14 protein-coding genes are annotated in these 16063 nt (G+C 70.4%); 9 read left to right on the top strand and 5 right to left on the bottom strand.

All coding sequences use genetic code 11. The features are described from left to right. Positions 1–2 precede the first annotated feature (2 nt). Genes AB0O76_RS14135 through AB0O76_RS14125 form a run of 3 tightly spaced genes read left to right on the top strand, consistent with a single transcriptional unit; the run spans position 3 to position 3622 of the window. Positions 3–1700, top strand: coding sequence for a hypothetical protein (locus AB0O76_RS14135; protein WP_365489792.1), 1698 nt, complete (start codon positions 3–5; stop codon positions 1698–1700). After that, entirely contained in the window at positions 1697–2554 is an 858-nt protein-coding gene (locus tag AB0O76_RS14130) for an ROK family protein (protein WP_365489501.1), read from the top strand. Before AB0O76_RS14135 ends, AB0O76_RS14130 begins: the two co-directional genes overlap by 4 nt. Before the next feature lie 42 nt (positions 2555–2596). Further along, on the top strand, positions 2597–3622 hold the full coding sequence (locus tag AB0O76_RS14125) for a LacI family DNA-binding transcriptional regulator (protein WP_365489498.1): 1026 nt from the start codon (positions 2597–2599) through the stop codon (positions 3620–3622). Between the two features lie 27 nt (positions 3623–3649). Here the strand turns inward: AB0O76_RS14125 and AB0O76_RS14120 are convergent, their stop codons facing one another. The 4 genes from AB0O76_RS14120 to AB0O76_RS14105 all read right to left on the bottom strand — a co-directional run bounded on the left by AB0O76_RS14120 (position 3650) and on the right by AB0O76_RS14105 (position 8699). After that, entirely contained in the window at positions 3650–4459 is an 810-nt protein-coding gene (locus AB0O76_RS14120; protein WP_365489495.1) for a transglutaminase domain-containing protein, read from the bottom strand. Between the two features lie 109 nt (positions 4460–4568). Continuing rightward, positions 4569–6365: an acyl-CoA dehydrogenase gene (locus AB0O76_RS14115; protein ID WP_365489492.1), complete on the bottom strand. Its 1797-nt coding sequence runs from the start codon at positions 6363–6365 to the stop codon at positions 4569–4571. Positions 6366–6440: 75 nt separating this feature from the next. Further along, positions 6441–7379: a carbohydrate kinase gene (locus AB0O76_RS14110; protein ID WP_365489490.1), complete on the bottom strand. Its 939-nt coding sequence runs from the start codon at positions 7377–7379 to the stop codon at positions 6441–6443. Positions 7380–7415: 36 nt separating this feature from the next. Continuing rightward, on the bottom strand, positions 7416–8699 hold the full coding sequence (locus AB0O76_RS14105; protein ID WP_365489487.1) for an oligosaccharide MFS transporter: 1284 nt from the start codon (positions 8697–8699) through the stop codon (positions 7416–7418). Positions 8700–8804: 105 nt separating this feature from the next. On the opposite strand from AB0O76_RS14105, the gene AB0O76_RS14100 reads away from it, so the two are divergent. The 3 genes from AB0O76_RS14100 to AB0O76_RS14090 all read left to right on the top strand — a co-directional run bounded on the left by AB0O76_RS14100 (position 8805) and on the right by AB0O76_RS14090 (position 11791). After that, positions 8805–10190, top strand: a complete 1386-nt coding sequence (locus AB0O76_RS14100) for a glycoside hydrolase family 32 protein (RefSeq protein ID WP_365489484.1) — start codon at positions 8805–8807, stop codon at positions 10188–10190. A gap of 171 nt (positions 10191–10361) precedes the next feature. Continuing rightward, positions 10362–10769 (top strand): hypothetical protein, encoded by a 408-nt coding sequence (locus AB0O76_RS14095; protein ID WP_365489481.1) that lies wholly within the window; start codon positions 10362–10364, stop codon positions 10767–10769. Between the two features lie 20 nt (positions 10770–10789). Further along, positions 10790–11791, top strand: a complete 1002-nt coding sequence (locus AB0O76_RS14090) for a hypothetical protein (protein ID WP_365489478.1) — start codon at positions 10790–10792, stop codon at positions 11789–11791. 659 nt (positions 11792–12450) lie between these two features. Here the strand turns inward: AB0O76_RS14090 and AB0O76_RS14085 are convergent. Next, complete coding sequence (locus AB0O76_RS14085; protein ID WP_365489475.1) at positions 12451–13050, bottom strand: hypothetical protein; 600 nt, start codon at positions 13048–13050, stop codon at positions 12451–12453. Positions 13051–13697: 647 nt separating this feature from the next. On the opposite strand from AB0O76_RS14085, the gene AB0O76_RS14080 reads away from it, so the two are divergent. The 3 genes from AB0O76_RS14080 (at position 13698) to AB0O76_RS14070 (ending at position 15990) form a co-directional block, all read left to right on the top strand. After that, positions 13698–14099: an NPCBM/NEW2 domain-containing protein gene (locus tag AB0O76_RS14080; RefSeq protein ID WP_365489472.1), complete on the top strand. Its 402-nt coding sequence runs from the start codon at positions 13698–13700 to the stop codon at positions 14097–14099. Between the two features lie 610 nt (positions 14100–14709). Continuing rightward, entirely contained in the window at positions 14710–15576 is an 867-nt protein-coding gene (locus AB0O76_RS14075) for a DUF6192 family protein (protein WP_365489469.1), read from the top strand. A 3-nt stretch (positions 15577–15579) separates the two neighbouring features. Beyond that, complete coding sequence (locus AB0O76_RS14070; RefSeq protein WP_365489466.1) at positions 15580–15990, top strand: hypothetical protein; 411 nt, start codon at positions 15580–15582, stop codon at positions 15988–15990. The last annotated feature ends 73 nt before the right edge of the window (positions 15991–16063 follow it).

The following is a 16063-nucleotide window of genomic DNA, read 5'->3' as shown; positions in this document are numbered from 1 at the left end:
GCGTGTACCGGCTCGACCCGCGTTACGCCCCGGCACCGGGGGCCGTGCTGGCCGCCGGCTGGCAGGCCGTGGCGGACCAGCTGCCGCCAGGACCCGCGATCGTCGCCGTCGAAGGTCCACCGACCGCCGACTGGGCGGCCATCGCGGCACGGCTCACCGCCGACTGCCCCGCCCCCGTCCGCACCCTCGACATCCGTACGCACTACGCGCCGCCCGCCGATGTGCGGTGCCGCACCATGAACCCGGCCGACACCGCCGACCCGTACTACTGCCGCCTTGCCGAGAACCCCCTGGGTGACCTCTTCGACCAACTGCCGCACATATCAAGGCCCTTGGAGGAGGCGCTCCTGCTCGTCTACGGCCCCGGTGCCTCGCTCGTCGCGCACGACGTGCTCTGGTACGCCGATCTGCCCAAGCGGTACGCGGAGTCGGCGGTGACCGCAGGGACGGGCGCCCATCTCGGACTGCCGGGTGAACACGCCGAGTTGAAGCGGCTCTTCTACGTGGACTGGCCGATGCTCGACCGCCACCGTGACGGCATCGCGGACCGCCTTGACGGCTGGCTCGACGTGCAGGACCCCGGGCATCCCGTTTTCCTCGACGGCGACGGCCTCCGGGCTTGCTACGCCGACCTCGCACACCGCCCCGTACGCACCCGTCCCTTCTTCAACTCGACGCCCTGGGGCGGTCATTGGGGCCGACGGGAACTCGGCTTCAACCCTGGCGCGCGCAACACCGCCCTCGGCTACGAACTGATCGCCCCCGAAGCGGGCATCCTCATCGGGCACGGCCCCGACACCCAGGCGGAGGTGCCCTTCCAGCTGATGTGCGTGCTCCACCCCGAGCAGGTGCTCGGCCAGGACGTGCACGCCCGCTTCGGCACCTCCTTCCCGATCCGCTTCGACTACCTGGACACGGTGGGCGGCGGCAACCTCTCGGTGCACTGCCACCCCAAGGAGCCGTATATGCGGGAGCGGTTCGGCTGGGCGTACACACAGCACGAGACGTACTACATGACGCTCGGCAGTCCGGAGACCCGCGTCTTTCTCGGCCTGCGCGAGGACGCCGACCTCGACCTCTTCCGCAAGGAGATCGAGGAGGCGGCGAACGACGGCGTGCCGATGGATCCCGAGGACCACGTCCTGACGTTCCCCGCCGAGCGGGGCCGTCTCTTCATGATCCCCGCGGGCACCCCGCACGCAAGCGGCGCGGGCAATCTCGTACTGGAGATCAGCGCCACCCCCTACCTCTACAGCCTGCGCTTCTACGACTGGCTCCGCCCGGACGCGGACGGCAACCCGCGCCAACTCCCTTACGAACACGGCCTCGCCAACCTGGAGACCGAACGGCGCGGCGACGCCGTGGCACGCGACCTGGTGCAGGAGCCGCGCGTCCTGCGGCGTGGCGACGGCTGGCACGAGGAGCTGCTCGGCGCGCTGGACGAGATGTTCTACGAGGTGCGCCGCCACACCCTGGACGCGGGCGCCGCCGTGGACGAGCACACGCGGGGCCGCTTCCATGTGCTGAACGTGGTGGCGGGGGATGGGATCGTCGTCGAGACGGAGGCGGGGGACCGGCACGCGCTGTCGTACGCCGAGACGCTGACGGTTCCCGCGGCGGTCGGCGCCTACCGGCTTGTGGCGCCGGGCGGCCCGGCGAAGGTGGTGAAGGCGCTCGTGCGGGAGCGCAACGGTTCATGACGGCTGTTCTGGAGATCGGCGGCACCCATGTCACCGCCGCGCTGGTGGAACAGGACGGGCTGCGGGTGAGCCGCCGGATCAGCCGCCCGGTCGACGCGCGCGCCTCTGCGGAGAACGTGCTCGGCGCGGTCATCCGCTGCGCCGAGGAACTCGGGGCGCCTGCGGGCGGGGTGTGGGGCGTCGCCGTGCCCGGCCCCTTCGACTACGGGAAGGGGATCGCGCGCTTCGAGGGCGTCGGGAAGTTCGACGACCTGTACGGCATCGATGTGCGCGCGGTGCTGCTCGACGGCGTCCGGCCGCGGCCGACGGACGTGGTCTTCCTGAACGACGCGCACGCATTCCTCCTCGGGGAGTGGCGCGCGGGCGCGGCGCGCGGCGAGCGGCGCTGTGCCGGGATCACGCTGGGGACGGGCGTCGGGTCGGCCTTCCTCGCCGACGGCGAAGTCCGTCGCGACGGACCGGGGGTGCCGCCCGAGGGACGCGTCGACCTGCTGAAGTGGGCGGGCGCACCGCTGGAGGACACGGTGTCGCGGCGGGCCATCCTCGCCCGGTACCGGGACGGTGACGCGGACGTGCACGATGTCGCCGCGCGGGCACGGGAGGGCGATCGGCGGGCCCGGCGGGTCCTGGACGAGGCGCTCACCGCCCTGGGCGTGGTCCTGGCCCCGTGCCTGCGCGACTTCCGCGCCTCGGTGCTCGTCGTCGGTGGTTCCATGGCCCGGTCCTGGGACCTGGTCCGCCCGTCGCTCCGGTCCGGACTGGGGGATACTCCGGTGAGGGTACGCAGGGGCCTCCTTGCCGGGGACGCGGCGCTTGTGGGGGCTGCGGGGTATGCGGTCGCGTCTCGCAGCTGACGCTCCCCGTAGCGGAGCAGACGGAGAGAGGAACCACGACCGATGCCCGAGCCGCAGGCGCAAAGGGGAGGCAAGCCCACGCTGCGGGACGTCGCGGAACGCGCGGAGGTCAGCGCGATGACCGCCTCCCGCGTCCTGCGGGACGACCCCCGCGTCCTGCCCGCCACCCGCGCAAGGGTCCGCGCCGCCGCCACCGAGCTCGGCTACCGCCCCAACGAAGTGGCCCGCAGTCTCCGCCTCGGCAGAGGCACCGGACTGGTCGGCCTCGTCGTCACGAACCTCGCCAACCCCTTCTACTCACGCTTCGCCCTCGGTGTCGACTCCGTGGTCGCGGGCGACGGCCTGAAGACCGTCATCGGCAACACCGGACAGAACCTGGACAGCGAACGCGACCTCGTCGCCGACCTCGTCGCCCGCCGCGTCGACGGCATCATCGCCGTGCCCGCGGCCGCCGATCAGCGGCATCTCGCCGCTGCGGCGGCCGAGGGCGTACCGGTGGTGCTCGCGAGCCGCCCGCCCGAGGGTTTCGCCGCCGACTGCGTCCTGGTCGACGACTTCGGTGGCGCCCGCGATGCCACCGCCCGTCTTGTCGCCAAGGGCCACCGCCGGATCGGGTTCCTCGGCTCCCCGCCCGCCGTCTACACGGGCACCGAACGCCTGCGCGGATACGCCGACGCCCTCGCGGACGCGGGACTCCCGCTCGACGAGAGCCGCGTACGAGCGGGCCAGACCGAACCGCGCGAGGCCGAGCGCGCCGCGGCCGAGCTGCTCGCGCTGCCCGAACCGCCCACCGCGCTGTTCTGCTCCAACAACCGCAACACGATAGGGGCGTTCCGCGCGATCCGCGCGAGCGGCACCGACACCGCGCTTGCCGGCTTCGACGACTTCGAACTGGCCGACGCGCTGGGCCTTCCCCTCACCCTCGTCGCGTACGACAGCGACGAACTCGGCCGCGCGGCGGGCCGCCTCCTCACCGACCGCATGCGGGAGAAGAAGCCGGGCGCCGCGCCCCCCGGCCCGGCGCGGCGCGTCGTGACGCCGACCAGCCTGGTGGAGTACGGAAGCTGAGTCGGCGGGGTCGGCGGTGTCGGCGCCTCAGCCGAGAATCTGCCGCGCGCCCGCCGCACGGCGGCCGAGGACCGGCTCGGCCATCAGCCGGGCAGGACCGCACAGCGTCTGGCCGTGCAGGGCGAAGAGCTCGTCGCGCGACGCGAAGTGCCCCAGGTCGGCGAGGACGTGCGCCGACAGGTCGCAGGACACCGCGTCGGCCGCGCAGACCGTTGCCCCGTCCCAGTCGACCGCGGTCCTGGACAGTGCCTCGAAGAGGGTCTCCGTGCCCGCGTTGGTGAAACCGTCGCCGCGCCGCTCGCTCAGCTCGTCCAGACCCCCGAAGAGTTCGGACACGGGCAGCCAGGACGCGTCGGCGGTGTGCCCGTCCGAAGGGGCACCCCCGAAGCGGAACTCCGGCCATGCGAGCAGTACTTGATCGGGGACGATGCGGCGCAGCCGGGGGAAGCGCGGGTACCAGAACGCCCCGTCCACCAGGAGGCCGCGCACCCGCGTGGCCACGCCGGACGACCGGGCCACGGCTTCGAGCACGGCGAGACGCTGGCTGCACGAGCCGCGGCCGCGACGCAGGGTCTCCGAGACCGGCCGCTCGTCCTGCACCGAGTACACGGGCCGGACGGTCGCGGCGATCCGCCCGTGCGCCCGGCGCAGCGTGTCCAGCTGCCGTGCGGGGTCCGCCGCGCCGTCCGGCCCCGGCCCCAGGCTCCGGATCAGCTCGGCGACGCGCGGATTCTCCCAGTCGAGAATCCGGGTGGGCGCCGTGCTCCCCGCGGCCGTGCTCTTTCGGGTCGCGCTCGCGCGGCCGCGGCCTCGCGGCCTCAGCAGTGAACTGGTCATCGTCGTCTCTCCTGAGGTGCCGGCTCCGCGTCCGCGCGGGTTCGCGGCGTTCCCGCGGTCGCGGGCGGAAGCGATCGTAGCCCGGGTCCCGTCGTCCTGCTGCTCCGGGTCAGAAGGCGTCGTCCGCCAGCTCGACGGCCGTCCGGTCAAGGCTTTCAAGGAGCGTGAACTGGGCCTCGGTCCTGGGCAGTTCATGGCGGAAGAAGTAGCGGCACGCGCCGCGCTTGCCCTCGTGGAAGGCCTCCGTGCCGGGCGCGGCCGCGAGGAACTGCTCCAGCCACATCCAGGCGACGACGACATGCCCGACGGCTTCGAGGTAGACGCTCGCGTTGGCGAGGGCCGTCCGGGGATCGCCGGTCGACCACAGGCGCTGGGTCACGTCCACCGCACGCGCCACGGACGCGTCGAGCGCACGCCCGTACCCGGCCGCGGAACCACCCGCGGCGGCGGCGCGGGCGGTCGTCCGCGAGATCCGCTCGACGAGCAGCCGCAGCCCTGCGCCGCCGTCCATGACGACCTTGCGGCCGAGCAGATCGAGGCCGTGGATGCCGTGCGTGCCCTCGTGGATGGGGTTGAGGCGGTTGTCGCGGTAGAACTGCTCGACGTTGTACTCGCGGGTGTAGCCGTAGCCGCCGTGCACCTGGATCGCCAGGCTGTTGGCCTCCAGGCACCACTGCGACGGCCAGCTCTTGGCGATGGGGGTGAGCACGTCGAGCAGCAGCTCGGCGTCGGCCCGCGCCTGCGGCGAGGTGCCGGTCTGCTGCTCGTCGAGCAGCCGCCCGCAGTACAGATTGAGCGCCATCGCGCCCTCCACGTACGTCTTCTGCGCGAGCAGCATCCTGCGTACGTCGGCGTGCGCGATGATCGGGACCTGCGGCGACGCCGGGTCCTTGGCGGTGATCGGCCGGCCCTGCGGGCGGCTGCGGGCGTAGTCGAGCGCGTGCAGATAGCCGGTGTAGCCGAGGGCGGTCGCGCCGAGTCCGACGCCGATCCTGGCCTCGTTCATCATGTGGAACATATAGGCGAGGCCGTGGTTCGCCTCGCCGATGAGGTGGCCGACGGCGCCGGGCTCGCCGGCAGGCCGATGGGCGCCCTCACCGAAGTTGAGCAGCGTGTTGGTGGTCCCGCGGTAGCCCATCTTGTGGTTGAGGCCCGCGAGCACGACGTCGTTGCGCTCACCGAGCGAACCGTCGGCGCCGACAACGAACTTGGGCACGATGAACAGCGAGAGCCCCTTCACGCCGGGCGGCCCGCCGGGGATCCGGGCGAGCACCAGATGCACGATGTTCTCGGACAGCTCGTGCTCGCCGCCGGAGATCCACATCTTGTTCCCGAAGAGGCGGTACGTCCCGTCCTCCTGGGCCTCGGCCCGCGTGCGCACATCGGCGAGGGACGAACCGGCCTGCGGCTCCGACAGACACATCGTCCCCAGGAAACGGCCATCGACCATGGGGCGTACGAAGGTGTCGATCTGCTCCTTGGAGGCGTGCGCAAGCAGCAGATTGGCGTTGCCCATGGTCAGGAAGGGATACGCCGCCGTGCCCACGTTCGCCGCCTGGAACCAGGCGAAGCAGGCCTGGGAGACCACGGCGGGCAGCTGGCCGCCGCCGATCTCGTGGTCCATGGCGCTCGCGAGGAGCCCCGAATCCCCGAAGACCCGCAGGGCCTCCTTCACCTCGGGGATGATGTGCACCCGCTCGCCGTCGAAGGTGGGCTCCTGGGCGTCGTTCTTCTTGTTGTGCGGGGCGAAGTGCCGCGTCGCGATCTGCTCGCTCAGTTCCAGGGCGGCGTCGAAGGTCTCGCGGGAGTGGTCCGCGTACCGCTCCCGGCCGGTGAGCGCGGGCACGTCAAGCCACTCGTACAGCAGGAAGTCGAGATCGCGACGGGACAGGAGCAGGGATGCCATGCGGTTTCTCCATGCGGTGACGGCGGTACCGATGCCGGGGCAGGAAGCCCCGCACCCCCGATACTAAGCGCTTGCTTATGGGATCTGTCGAGGGGCGCCGGCGCCAGTCCGTACTTCACTCGCGTACGGCGGCTCCGCCCCCGCCCGTGAGCAGGTGATCGCCGCCGCGCGGGCGGCGAAGGCGAGCACCTCCCTCCAGGTGCGGCCGGGGAGTGAGGCAAGGGCCCGCGCCGAAAGGAGGTCCCGCTCGGACAGTGCGTACAGCAGCGCGGCGTTCACGGTGTCACCGGCGCCGATCGTGTCCACGATGTCGACGCGTTCGCCGGGGACGGAGATCTTCCGGCCGTCCCCCGTGAAGACCGTGAGGCCGTCGCCGCCCCGGGTGATCACGACGGCGGCGGGCCCGGCCGCGAGCCACCCATCGACATCGGGCCCCAGCCAGTCCGCGTCCTCCTCGCTCAGCTTCAGCAGGGAGACATACGGCAGCCAGCTCATGAAACGGGCCCGGTAGGCGTCCGCGTCCGGGATGAGTCCTGCCCTGATGTTCGGGTCGAGCGCGATGAAGACCCCGCGCCCCGCCTCGCGCCGCATCAGCTCCTCGTACGCGCTCGCCCCCGGTTCGAGGACGAGTGAACACGTCCCGAGCGACAACGCCCTGGTGTCGGCGGCCAGTTCACCCGGCAGTTCGAAGAGCCGGTCCGCGCTGCCCTCGACGTAGAAGCTGTACGCGGCCGAACCACCTGCGTCGATCGAGGCGATGGCGAGCGTGGTCGGCTCGGGGCCGCGCTGGATGAGCCCGGTGCCGACCCGCTCGGCGCGCAGCCTGTCGACGAGCGAGGTGCCGAACGCGTCCGTCGAGATCCGTGAGCAGAAGGCGACCCCCGCCCCGAGCCGCCCGAGCGCGATGGCCGTGTTGTACGGGCCACCACCGCGCGCGGGCAGCAGGGGCGCGGTCACGGCACCCTGGGCCTGCGGCACCAAGTCGATCAGTGCCTCACCGGCGACGACGATCACAGGGGTGTTCCTTTCGAGGGGGCGGGGCGGGGCAGGTCAGACCTTGGCGGGTTCCGGATCGGGCTCCGCGGCCACGGGTGCCTCGGCCTCCGGCAGTCCCTTCTCGTCGGTCCGCAGCGTGCGCACCGAGATCAGGGTGAACGCGGCCACGAAGCCCGACATGATCAGGTACGTGTGGGCGTAGCCGATGCTGTCGTAGCCGATGCCCGCGAGCGGGGAGATGACGGCCGCGCCGATCTGCGTCGCCAGCTGGAAGCCGACGAGGTAGATCGAGGACGAGAGCCGGGGCTCGAAGTGCCGGTTGATGTACTTGAAGATCGCGATCAGCATGATCGGCAGCTCGACCGCGTGGAGCAGCTTCACCGCGGAGATCGCGACCGGGTCCGTGACCAGGCCGGACAGACAGATCCGGGTCGCCATGATGCAGCCGGAGACAAGCAACGACCGCTTCGGCCCGAGCCGGTTGACCAGGAACGGCGCGAGCGCCATGCCGCCCGCCTCCAGGAAGACCTGAACGGAGTTGAGGTCGCTGTACATGCGGTTGCCGTCGGCGGTGGTCGAGAAGAGCGAGGCGAAGTACGAGGGGAACATCGCGTCGTACGTGTTGTACGTCGCCGTCACCGCGACCACGAAGAGCAGCAGCCCCCAGAACGCCGGGTACGTCAGGAGCGACTTCACGTCGGCGACGGAGACCGACGAAGCCGCGTGGTCGACGGCCGTGGCCCGGCGGCCGTCCGTCACGCGGATCGCCACCAGGAGCGCGACGAAGACGGCGGCCGCGCCGGAGGCGGCCCAGAAGTTCAGGTCCGGGTCGATGTTGAACAGGCGCCCCGCGAAGAAGGTCGCCGCGGCCCAGCCGAGCGAGCCGAACATCCTGGCCCGGCCGAACTCGAAGCCGTGGAAGCGGCCGAGCCGCTCGGCGTAGCTCTCCAGGGTGGCGACGGCCACCGCGAACGCCATGGCGAGATAGACGGAGCCGACGATCAGGCCGATCGCGAAATGGGACTTCAGGAGCGGGCCGTAGATGTAGATGTACACCGGGCCGACGAGCAGCATCAGGCCGCCGATCCAGTACAGGAGGTTCTTGCGCAGGCCGAGGCGGTCCTGGATGAAGCCGTAGACCGGCATGGTCACCAGGCAGCCGATGGCGTTGGCGCCGATCACCAGGGAACTGCGGCCCGCGCTCAGGCCGATGTCCTGGGTGAGCCAGATGGAGAACAGCGACCAGGACAGCGACCAGGTCACGAAGAACATGAAGAGTGCCGCGCTGATCAGGGTGAAGTTCAGGCTCCGCCTGCTCGCCGGGCTCTGGGTCGTCATGGGCGCTCCCTCGCGGATCCGTTCCTGAAACGTGCTAGGGCGGGTCAACTATCACGTGTTAGGTTCCGGTTTGCAAGAGGTCGATTTCCAGAAAGTGACATCGCCATGACTGAGGCAGACGACCGGAACATCCCGAGCCACCACGTACGTCCTGCCGCCGGGCAGTGGTGCAACGACCCCAACGGGCCGCTCTTCCACGACGGGCGCTACCACCTCTTCTTCCAGCACAACCCCGGCGCCCCGGTCTGGGGCGACATCCACTGGGGCCATGCGTCGAGCCCCGACCTGGTCACCTGGACCGACCACGGCATCGCGCTCGCCCCGACCATCGGCGGCCGGGACGGACGCGGCGCCTGGTCCGGCTGCGCGGTCGTCGATGACGGGGTGCCCACCGCCGTCTACACGGGCATGGACCGCGACGACGGCATCGGCTCGGTGATGCTGGCCCGCGCCACGGACGACCTGATCACCGAGCTGAAGGCCGAGCCCGAGCCGGTCGTCGCAGGTCCGCCGCCCGGCCTCGACCTCGTCGCCTTCCGCGACCCGTACCTCTTCTCGTACGAGGGACGGCGCTGGGCCCTGATCGGCGCAGGACACCGGGGGAGCGGGACCGGGGACGTGCTGCTCTACCGCGTGGACTCGCTCACCGAGTGGACCTACGCCGGTTCGCTCGTCGACGCCGCCGACCCGGTGGCGGGCCGGATCGCCGGGCCCGCCACGGCGTGGGAGTGCCCGGCACTGCTACCGACGGGGGACGGCCGCTGGGTGCTGCTGCTCTCGCTGTGGATCGACGACATCACGTACTCGACCTCGTATCTCCTCGGCGACCTGCGGGCTGCGGGCGACGGCCTGCGCTTCGTGCCCGCGACCGGCGGAATGCTCGACCACGGCAGGGACTTCTACGCACCCACCGCCCTCGTCGAGGACGACCGCACGCTGCTGTGGGGCTGGAGCTGGGAGTCACGCACCGAGCAGGAGTCCCTGGCCGCGGGCTTGGCGGGCTGCCTCACCCACCCGCGCGAGATCGGCGTGCACCCGGACGGCACCCTGCGCCTTGCCCCCGCCCGCGAGTTGACCGCGCTGCGGGGGAGGCCGCTGCCCGTCGGCGCGGAGCTTCCGGCGGCGTACGACATCGAAGTCGACGTACGGGTCGCGCAGCCCGACAGCGAGATCGTCCTGAGCCTCGGCGCTGCGGTGTCCCTCAGGGTGAACCCGACCAGGGGGACCCTCGTCCTTGACCGCACGGGCACTCCTGCGACGTCGACGCATCCGCTGCCGAGGACCGCGGAGGCGATCGCGACGGTGCCGGGCGGGACCAGGTCCCATCTGCGGGTCCTGGTGGACGGCCCGCTGATCGAGGCGTTCGTCGACGAGCGGGCGATGCTCACGGAGAAGGTGTATCCCGCTCCCGACGGGCGCTACGAGGTGACGGTGGTCCGGGGCTCGGCGGAGGTGGAGACGCGGGCCTGGGAGTGCGGCACCCGGCACTGACCATCCCGCGCCGGACACATCGCGGCCGGGAGCGCTCCGTCATAAGGCGTTGCTGCCGCTCCTCCTCGCGGCTGACGGCTCGTACGCAGTTCACCGGAATTCTGGGCAGGGGCGAGCCCCGGTGGGATCCTGCTGCGTAACGCCGAGATCGAGGGTGAGCGGGGGGTTCTCATGCGGATCCAGCCACGGGCCTCGGCCCTGAGCGGGAGTCTCGTCGCCGTGGCCGTGCTGGTCTTCGGTGCGGCGGGATGCGCTGGTTCGGGAGGAGCCGGTGACCCGCCGCCCGACCCGGTGGTGCCGTCCTCGTCGGTCGGTTCGAGCGAGTCTCAAACGAGTTCGTCCGGTGGCGAAGACGGGGACGACTCGGGCGGGGACGACTCGAATGTGTCCGGTGGCGAAGGCGGCGACGACCTGGCGCCGGTGGGCTCCCCGCCGACGGACACGGGAGGCACCCCGGAGCCTTCCCCCGAGCTCACCGATCCGCCCTCCGAGACTCCCTGCGAGGGCGTTCCCACGCCCGCCCCGACCTGCCCGCCCTCTCCGGAAGTGACGCCGAGCCCCGTGCCTGGTGTGTCCTGACGCGGTCGACGGAAGCGCCGATGGACACCAGGGACACACCGGAGTCACCGGAATCGCCGAGAGGCGGCTCCTCCCGTTCGTCGGTCCCCGGCCAACGCCGCCTTCACCAACGCCGTATCCGCCGACGCCGACAACTCCGGAACACCGCTCGCCCCGCACTTCCCCCGAGTGCGCAGCCCGCGGAGCCGAGCGGCAAGGCCACCGAGATCGCCAACTCCGTCTTCGGCGCGGGCTCGATCGTCCTCGCGCTGATGCTCTACACCGGGTTCGTCCACAGCCGCGCCTACTACGCCTACTTCCACCTCGATGTCTTCTCCGTGGGCTTCGACCCGATCGAGATGGCGCTGCGCAGCCTTCGGCTCGCCACTTTCCCGGTGCTCATCACCTTGAGCCTGGTCGGCATCCTCCCCCGCCTCCCCGGCCTGTTGCCCTCGCTCGGCGTGCCCGGCCGGATCACGAGGCGCGTCGACGGGGCCGCCCGTGCCGTGGCCCGAGCCCATCTGGCGTTCGTCGCGGCGGGCGTGATCCTGTTGCTGGCGTGGCGCTTCGGCCAGCCCTGGTCGTTCCGGTGGGCGGCGCCGCTCCTTGTGGCCGTCGGGCTTCTCCTGGGACAGAGCAGGGCCGCGGGGCGAGCGGGCGGCAGCGGCGGCCGGCCGTGGCACCGCGCCGTTCCCGTGATCACCGCGAGCCTGTTCCTGATGTGGGTAGTCGCCCTCGCCGCCGGGGAGTTGGGCCGACAGGACGCGCGCCACGATGCCGAGCAGCTGGTACGCCGCGTCTCGGTGGTGGTGCTCAGCACCGAGCAGTTGAGCATCCAGGGCCCCGGCCTGAGGGCGGAGGACCTGGGCAAGGACAGGCACTACCGGTACCGGTACAGCGGCCTGCGCCTCCTTGTGGAGCGAGACCGCAGGCACTATCTGCTGCCGCTGAACTGGAATCACGACACGGACGCCACGTACGTCATCGAGGACGACGACAGCATCCGGATCGATCTGTATCCCGGTACCCAGCCTCGCCGTTGACGTACCCGTCGGCACCCTCAGAGCCTGTGTCTGAACTGCTGATGTGGATCTCTGGGCGGTCTAGCCTGGCGATGTGTCCGAGTTCGTCGGGCCGCCACTCCAACGGTGCTGTCCGGTGTGCGACGCCCCGCTGGAGACGGGGGCCGCGCCGCGGGCGGTGTACTGCTCGGCGGCTGTCGGGCCAGGCAGTGGAGGCGCGCACCCCGGATTCGACGCCGTGCAGCGGCTGAACTCGATGGTGTGGGCCGCCGGGTCTGCCCGGTCTGTGGGACGGTGTGGGTGGCTGGAGTGGATCACCGCAGCAACGCGGTGTACTGCTCGGCGAAGTGCCGCGGTGAGGGCCTCGTACCAGCGGAGGAAACCGTTATCGTCGCCGCCAGCTGGCTTCGACGCCGACAACCGGCCCCACTGAATTGGCCATCGCTGGCGCCGACAGACGTTGGATGACGGTCTGCAGTGGCCCCATCTCGTGGCCGTCCCCGCAGGTGGGGTGATTTGCCACTCCCGGGGCCAAGTGGCCAATGTCGAGGGGCCACTGAACGACGTCACAGCCACGCCAGCCTTGGTGCCTGAGGCGCTGGTTCCGTTGGCCGGTACGGCACGCATAGGACCTCCGGCCTGCACCGCACCACGTGGCGGATGGGGAAGCCCCGGCTGGGCTACACCTTGTTGCACAGGGCGAATGCCGTACTACTGCCCTTGAGGAGCTGGACGGCCCAGGTGTTGGGAGTGGACTTGCTGGGAGCGTTGGCGACCTCGGTGTCCTGGATCTCGTCGAGGCCGTTGGCGACGGGGTTGTAGTAGTAGCCGCCGCCCGCGAGTTGTGTGCCCTCCGGACAGGTAGCGTATGAGGGCTTTCCGCTCTTGCCCACGGGCCCGGTGACGACGACGGGCGGCTCCGAGGAAGACTTGTAGCACAGCGCGTAGGCCGAGGCCGTCCCCTTGAGCATTCTCGCGCTCCAGCTGTTGGGAGTGGACTTGCTGGGAGCGTTGGCGATCACGAAATCGAACGTCGGCCAACCGAGGCCGTTGATCACGGGTGAGGAAGAGTACCCGCCGCCGCCGAGCTGTGTGCCCTTCGGACAGGTCGCGCGAGACAGCTTGCCGCCCTTGGCCAGTTCTCCGGAGACGACGATGGGAGGTTCTGGTGCTGCCGCTTCCCGTGGGGACGCAGATGCCGGATTCGCCGTCACCAGCGAGACGACACCGCAGACCGTCACTCCGACCGCAGCAAGGCCGCGCACAGTCAACTTGGACACGACTAGCCCTCCAGCAATGCTTACCAAGCGTAATTGATCTGCGCTTTATGTAATCATCCGGATGCGCTTCACTCACGCCGCCGCACCGGCGATCGGGCCAGGGGTATCCAAACGGGGCTAGACGCGATAGCGCCCGGTTTCGGCGGCACCACTCCACTTTGGCGACTGAGGATCAAAAGCACCCACTCAGTGCCCGTATCTGAACCCACGGATTCTCCGAGGTTCTGACCCGCGAATCCCGGGCTGCTCCTTGTCGGCAGCCGCCCCGCCCAGTCAAAATCTGTGTGTTCCGCACGCAGCAACAACGGCCACAGGCGTGACGATAGGCGGGGGAGTCGCAGATGAGTGCTGGGCAGCCTGGTTCGGGGTTACCTCCGTCGCCGCCAACACCATCACCGGATCCAGCGAGGCCTCCGGGCAGCGGCCGAAGGGCTGAGACAGCAGCGCTCGTGACTGCGGCCACTGGAGTGGTTGGGCTACTGCTCGGATTCTTCGGGGTGCCGTCATTCGTCACACCGCCCACGGCGCGCACCGTCACAACTACGGCGACGGTGACGGCAACTGCGACGGTGACGGCTGCTCCCGCTCCCGGGCCCAGCGGAAGCACAGGCTCAACGCCGAGCCCGCGTGCCAGTGAGAGCAAGGACGTGCCACTGACCGATGTCGACTCTCTCGGCGGGTCGTACGTCAACTGGGCGATCGAGCCCGCAACGATGGGAGGCAAGCGCTTCGACGACGCCATCACCATCCAGAACGGCAACGGCGAGAACCACGGCTACCGCACCAACGAGCGCTACAAGAGCCTCACCGTCACTGTCGGCCTTGACGATGACAGCGCGGCGTATCCCGCCACAGTGACGTTCTTGAGTGGTGGGGGCAGTGAGGACGGCGGGAAAACGCTCAAGACGGTGACCGCACAGATCAACCGGCCGGTGAAGGTGACTGTGGATCTCACGGGGGTCGCCATCCTCACGATCGAGGGCAACGAGAAGGGTGACGCTGAGTACCCCCGAATCGCACTCGGCGATCCAGTGCTTCATCGCCCCTGACGGACGTTGCACGGCTCCAGCCGGACGCGTCGGTGCTGATCGCCTGCGCACGAGGGGGAACTCCCAAAGGCCCTCCTCGGTTTGTACGGTACCCGTATGGCCAGGAGGAGGGCGCCGCGGCTGCGGCCGGCGGCGGCCGTGGACATTGATGTGGGGCCGCGGCTGTGCCGCGGGTGCGGTGAGCGGTTGATGCCGTCATTGAGGTCCTCGGCGGTGTTCTGTTCGTCGGCGTGCCGTTCGCGGTACTGGCGGCGGATGCGGCGTACGCGGGCCAGGACCGAGGCGGTGAAGAACGGCGTGGTTGTCAACTGCTCGGAGTGCGGGGCGTGTTGGACGGTGGGGGTCGAACGTCCTGTCTCGGCGGTGTACTGCTCTCCCCGGTGCCGCAAACGGGCCTGGCACAGGCGGCGCGCGTCGCCCGGGACGGTGTGAGGCCGCGCGCACGGCGGACGCGGTGTCGCTTCACGCGCCGTGCGCGTGCGCTCTGTCCGGCGGGCGGAGCCGTCGGATGGTGCGAAGTAGCGGTGTTCCAGGGTGAGTTGGCGGCATCGGCAGGGTGTCGCACCCCGGGCCCGTGGGGGTGGCCAAGGTGTCTGGGACAGTCGGGAGTGTGACCCGGGAACGCTACGACGAGCTGGTCAAGCTGGGGCGGGACTGGGTCGCCACGATGAGTTCGGCTCAGTGGCAGGTCGGAGACGCGGCCCTGGAGATCGAGCCGATGCGCACGCATGGCGGCCCGAAGGAGATGTTCAACGTCAGCGAGGCGATCCGCCTGTTCGCGGAGGACATCGGCCTGGCCTACACGACGGTGCGGGATTACCGGTGGGTCGCCTCGCGCTGGCCCAAGCAGCGCCGGCGCTCGGACGTGTCCCACACCATCCACAAGATCCTGGCCTCGATCCCCGACGAGGTGGAGCGGTTCAAGGCGGTGAACAACCCTCCGCCCCACCCCCGCTACGCATCGCCTCGGTGGACCAACGACAGCGCGAAACGGGTGGTGGGCTGGAAGGTCGACTCCCCGCAGGACGTCCAGGAGAAGGTCGAGGCGATCCACGACCTGGCCAGTGATGATGCGGTTGCCGCGGTGGTGACCACGGACTTCCTGCGCCGCCCCGCGGTCGCGACCAAGGCGATGGCCGACGACACGGCCCGGCATGCCGTGAACGAGGCCCAGTTCGACCGGTTCCGCCAGCAGGCCCAGTACGTCCACGAGGAAGCGGCCCCGCAATTGCGGCAGATGGAGCACGGCACGCAGTTCATGGACCTGGTCGCGGCCTGCGCGCAGTTCGTCGCGACGGCCGGAAGGATCGTGCCGAACCTGAAGGGCGAGCACTACGACGACGCCGAACGCGACACGATCGAGCGCGGCCTGGCCCGGGTTCGCGCGGCGGCGGACTGGATCGCGAACGCCGTCACCCGCGGCGAGGTCGACCTGGACGAGCAGCTGGAGAAGCTGCTGAAAGGCTCGGGTGAGTAGGCGATGGGGCGGGGTGTCCCCGCTCACGTCCATGCCGAAGCCGTCCTGAAGGCCCTGCTGGAGGCCCGTCCGTCAGGGCTGGACATCACGCAGATGATGGCCGCCACCGAACGCACCCGCGCGCAGTGCTACACCGGGATCACGCACCTGCGGAAGATCGCCGCTGCCCGCAGCCTGCCGCCGGTGACCTGGGACAAGGTCTGGGGCTACCGGATGCTGGAGGACACGCCGGAGGTGTGGATCGGCTACAAGCGGGCGTTCTTCGACCTCGTCCGCCACCGAGTGACGAACTTCATCGAGGGCATCCTGCTCGCCCACGAGAAGCAGGAACCCGAGGACCTCTACATCCGCACCGTGATCACGCAGATGAGGGCGGTGGAGTCCACCTTCGCCCTCCTGGCCGGCCTGGAATGACCTGAGCAGAAAGGCAACGGCCGCGACCGCCGGGCAGTTGGCCCCTCACCCCGCGGTCGCGGCCCGGCTCTGT

Source organism: Streptomyces sp. NPDC086554 (assembly GCF_040686095.1).
In the GTDB taxonomy this organism is placed as follows: domain Bacteria; phylum Actinomycetota; class Actinomycetes; order Streptomycetales; family Streptomycetaceae; genus Streptomyces.
Note: the sequence above shows the minus strand (reverse complement) of the source record. Positions and strands in the feature narration are given on the sequence as shown.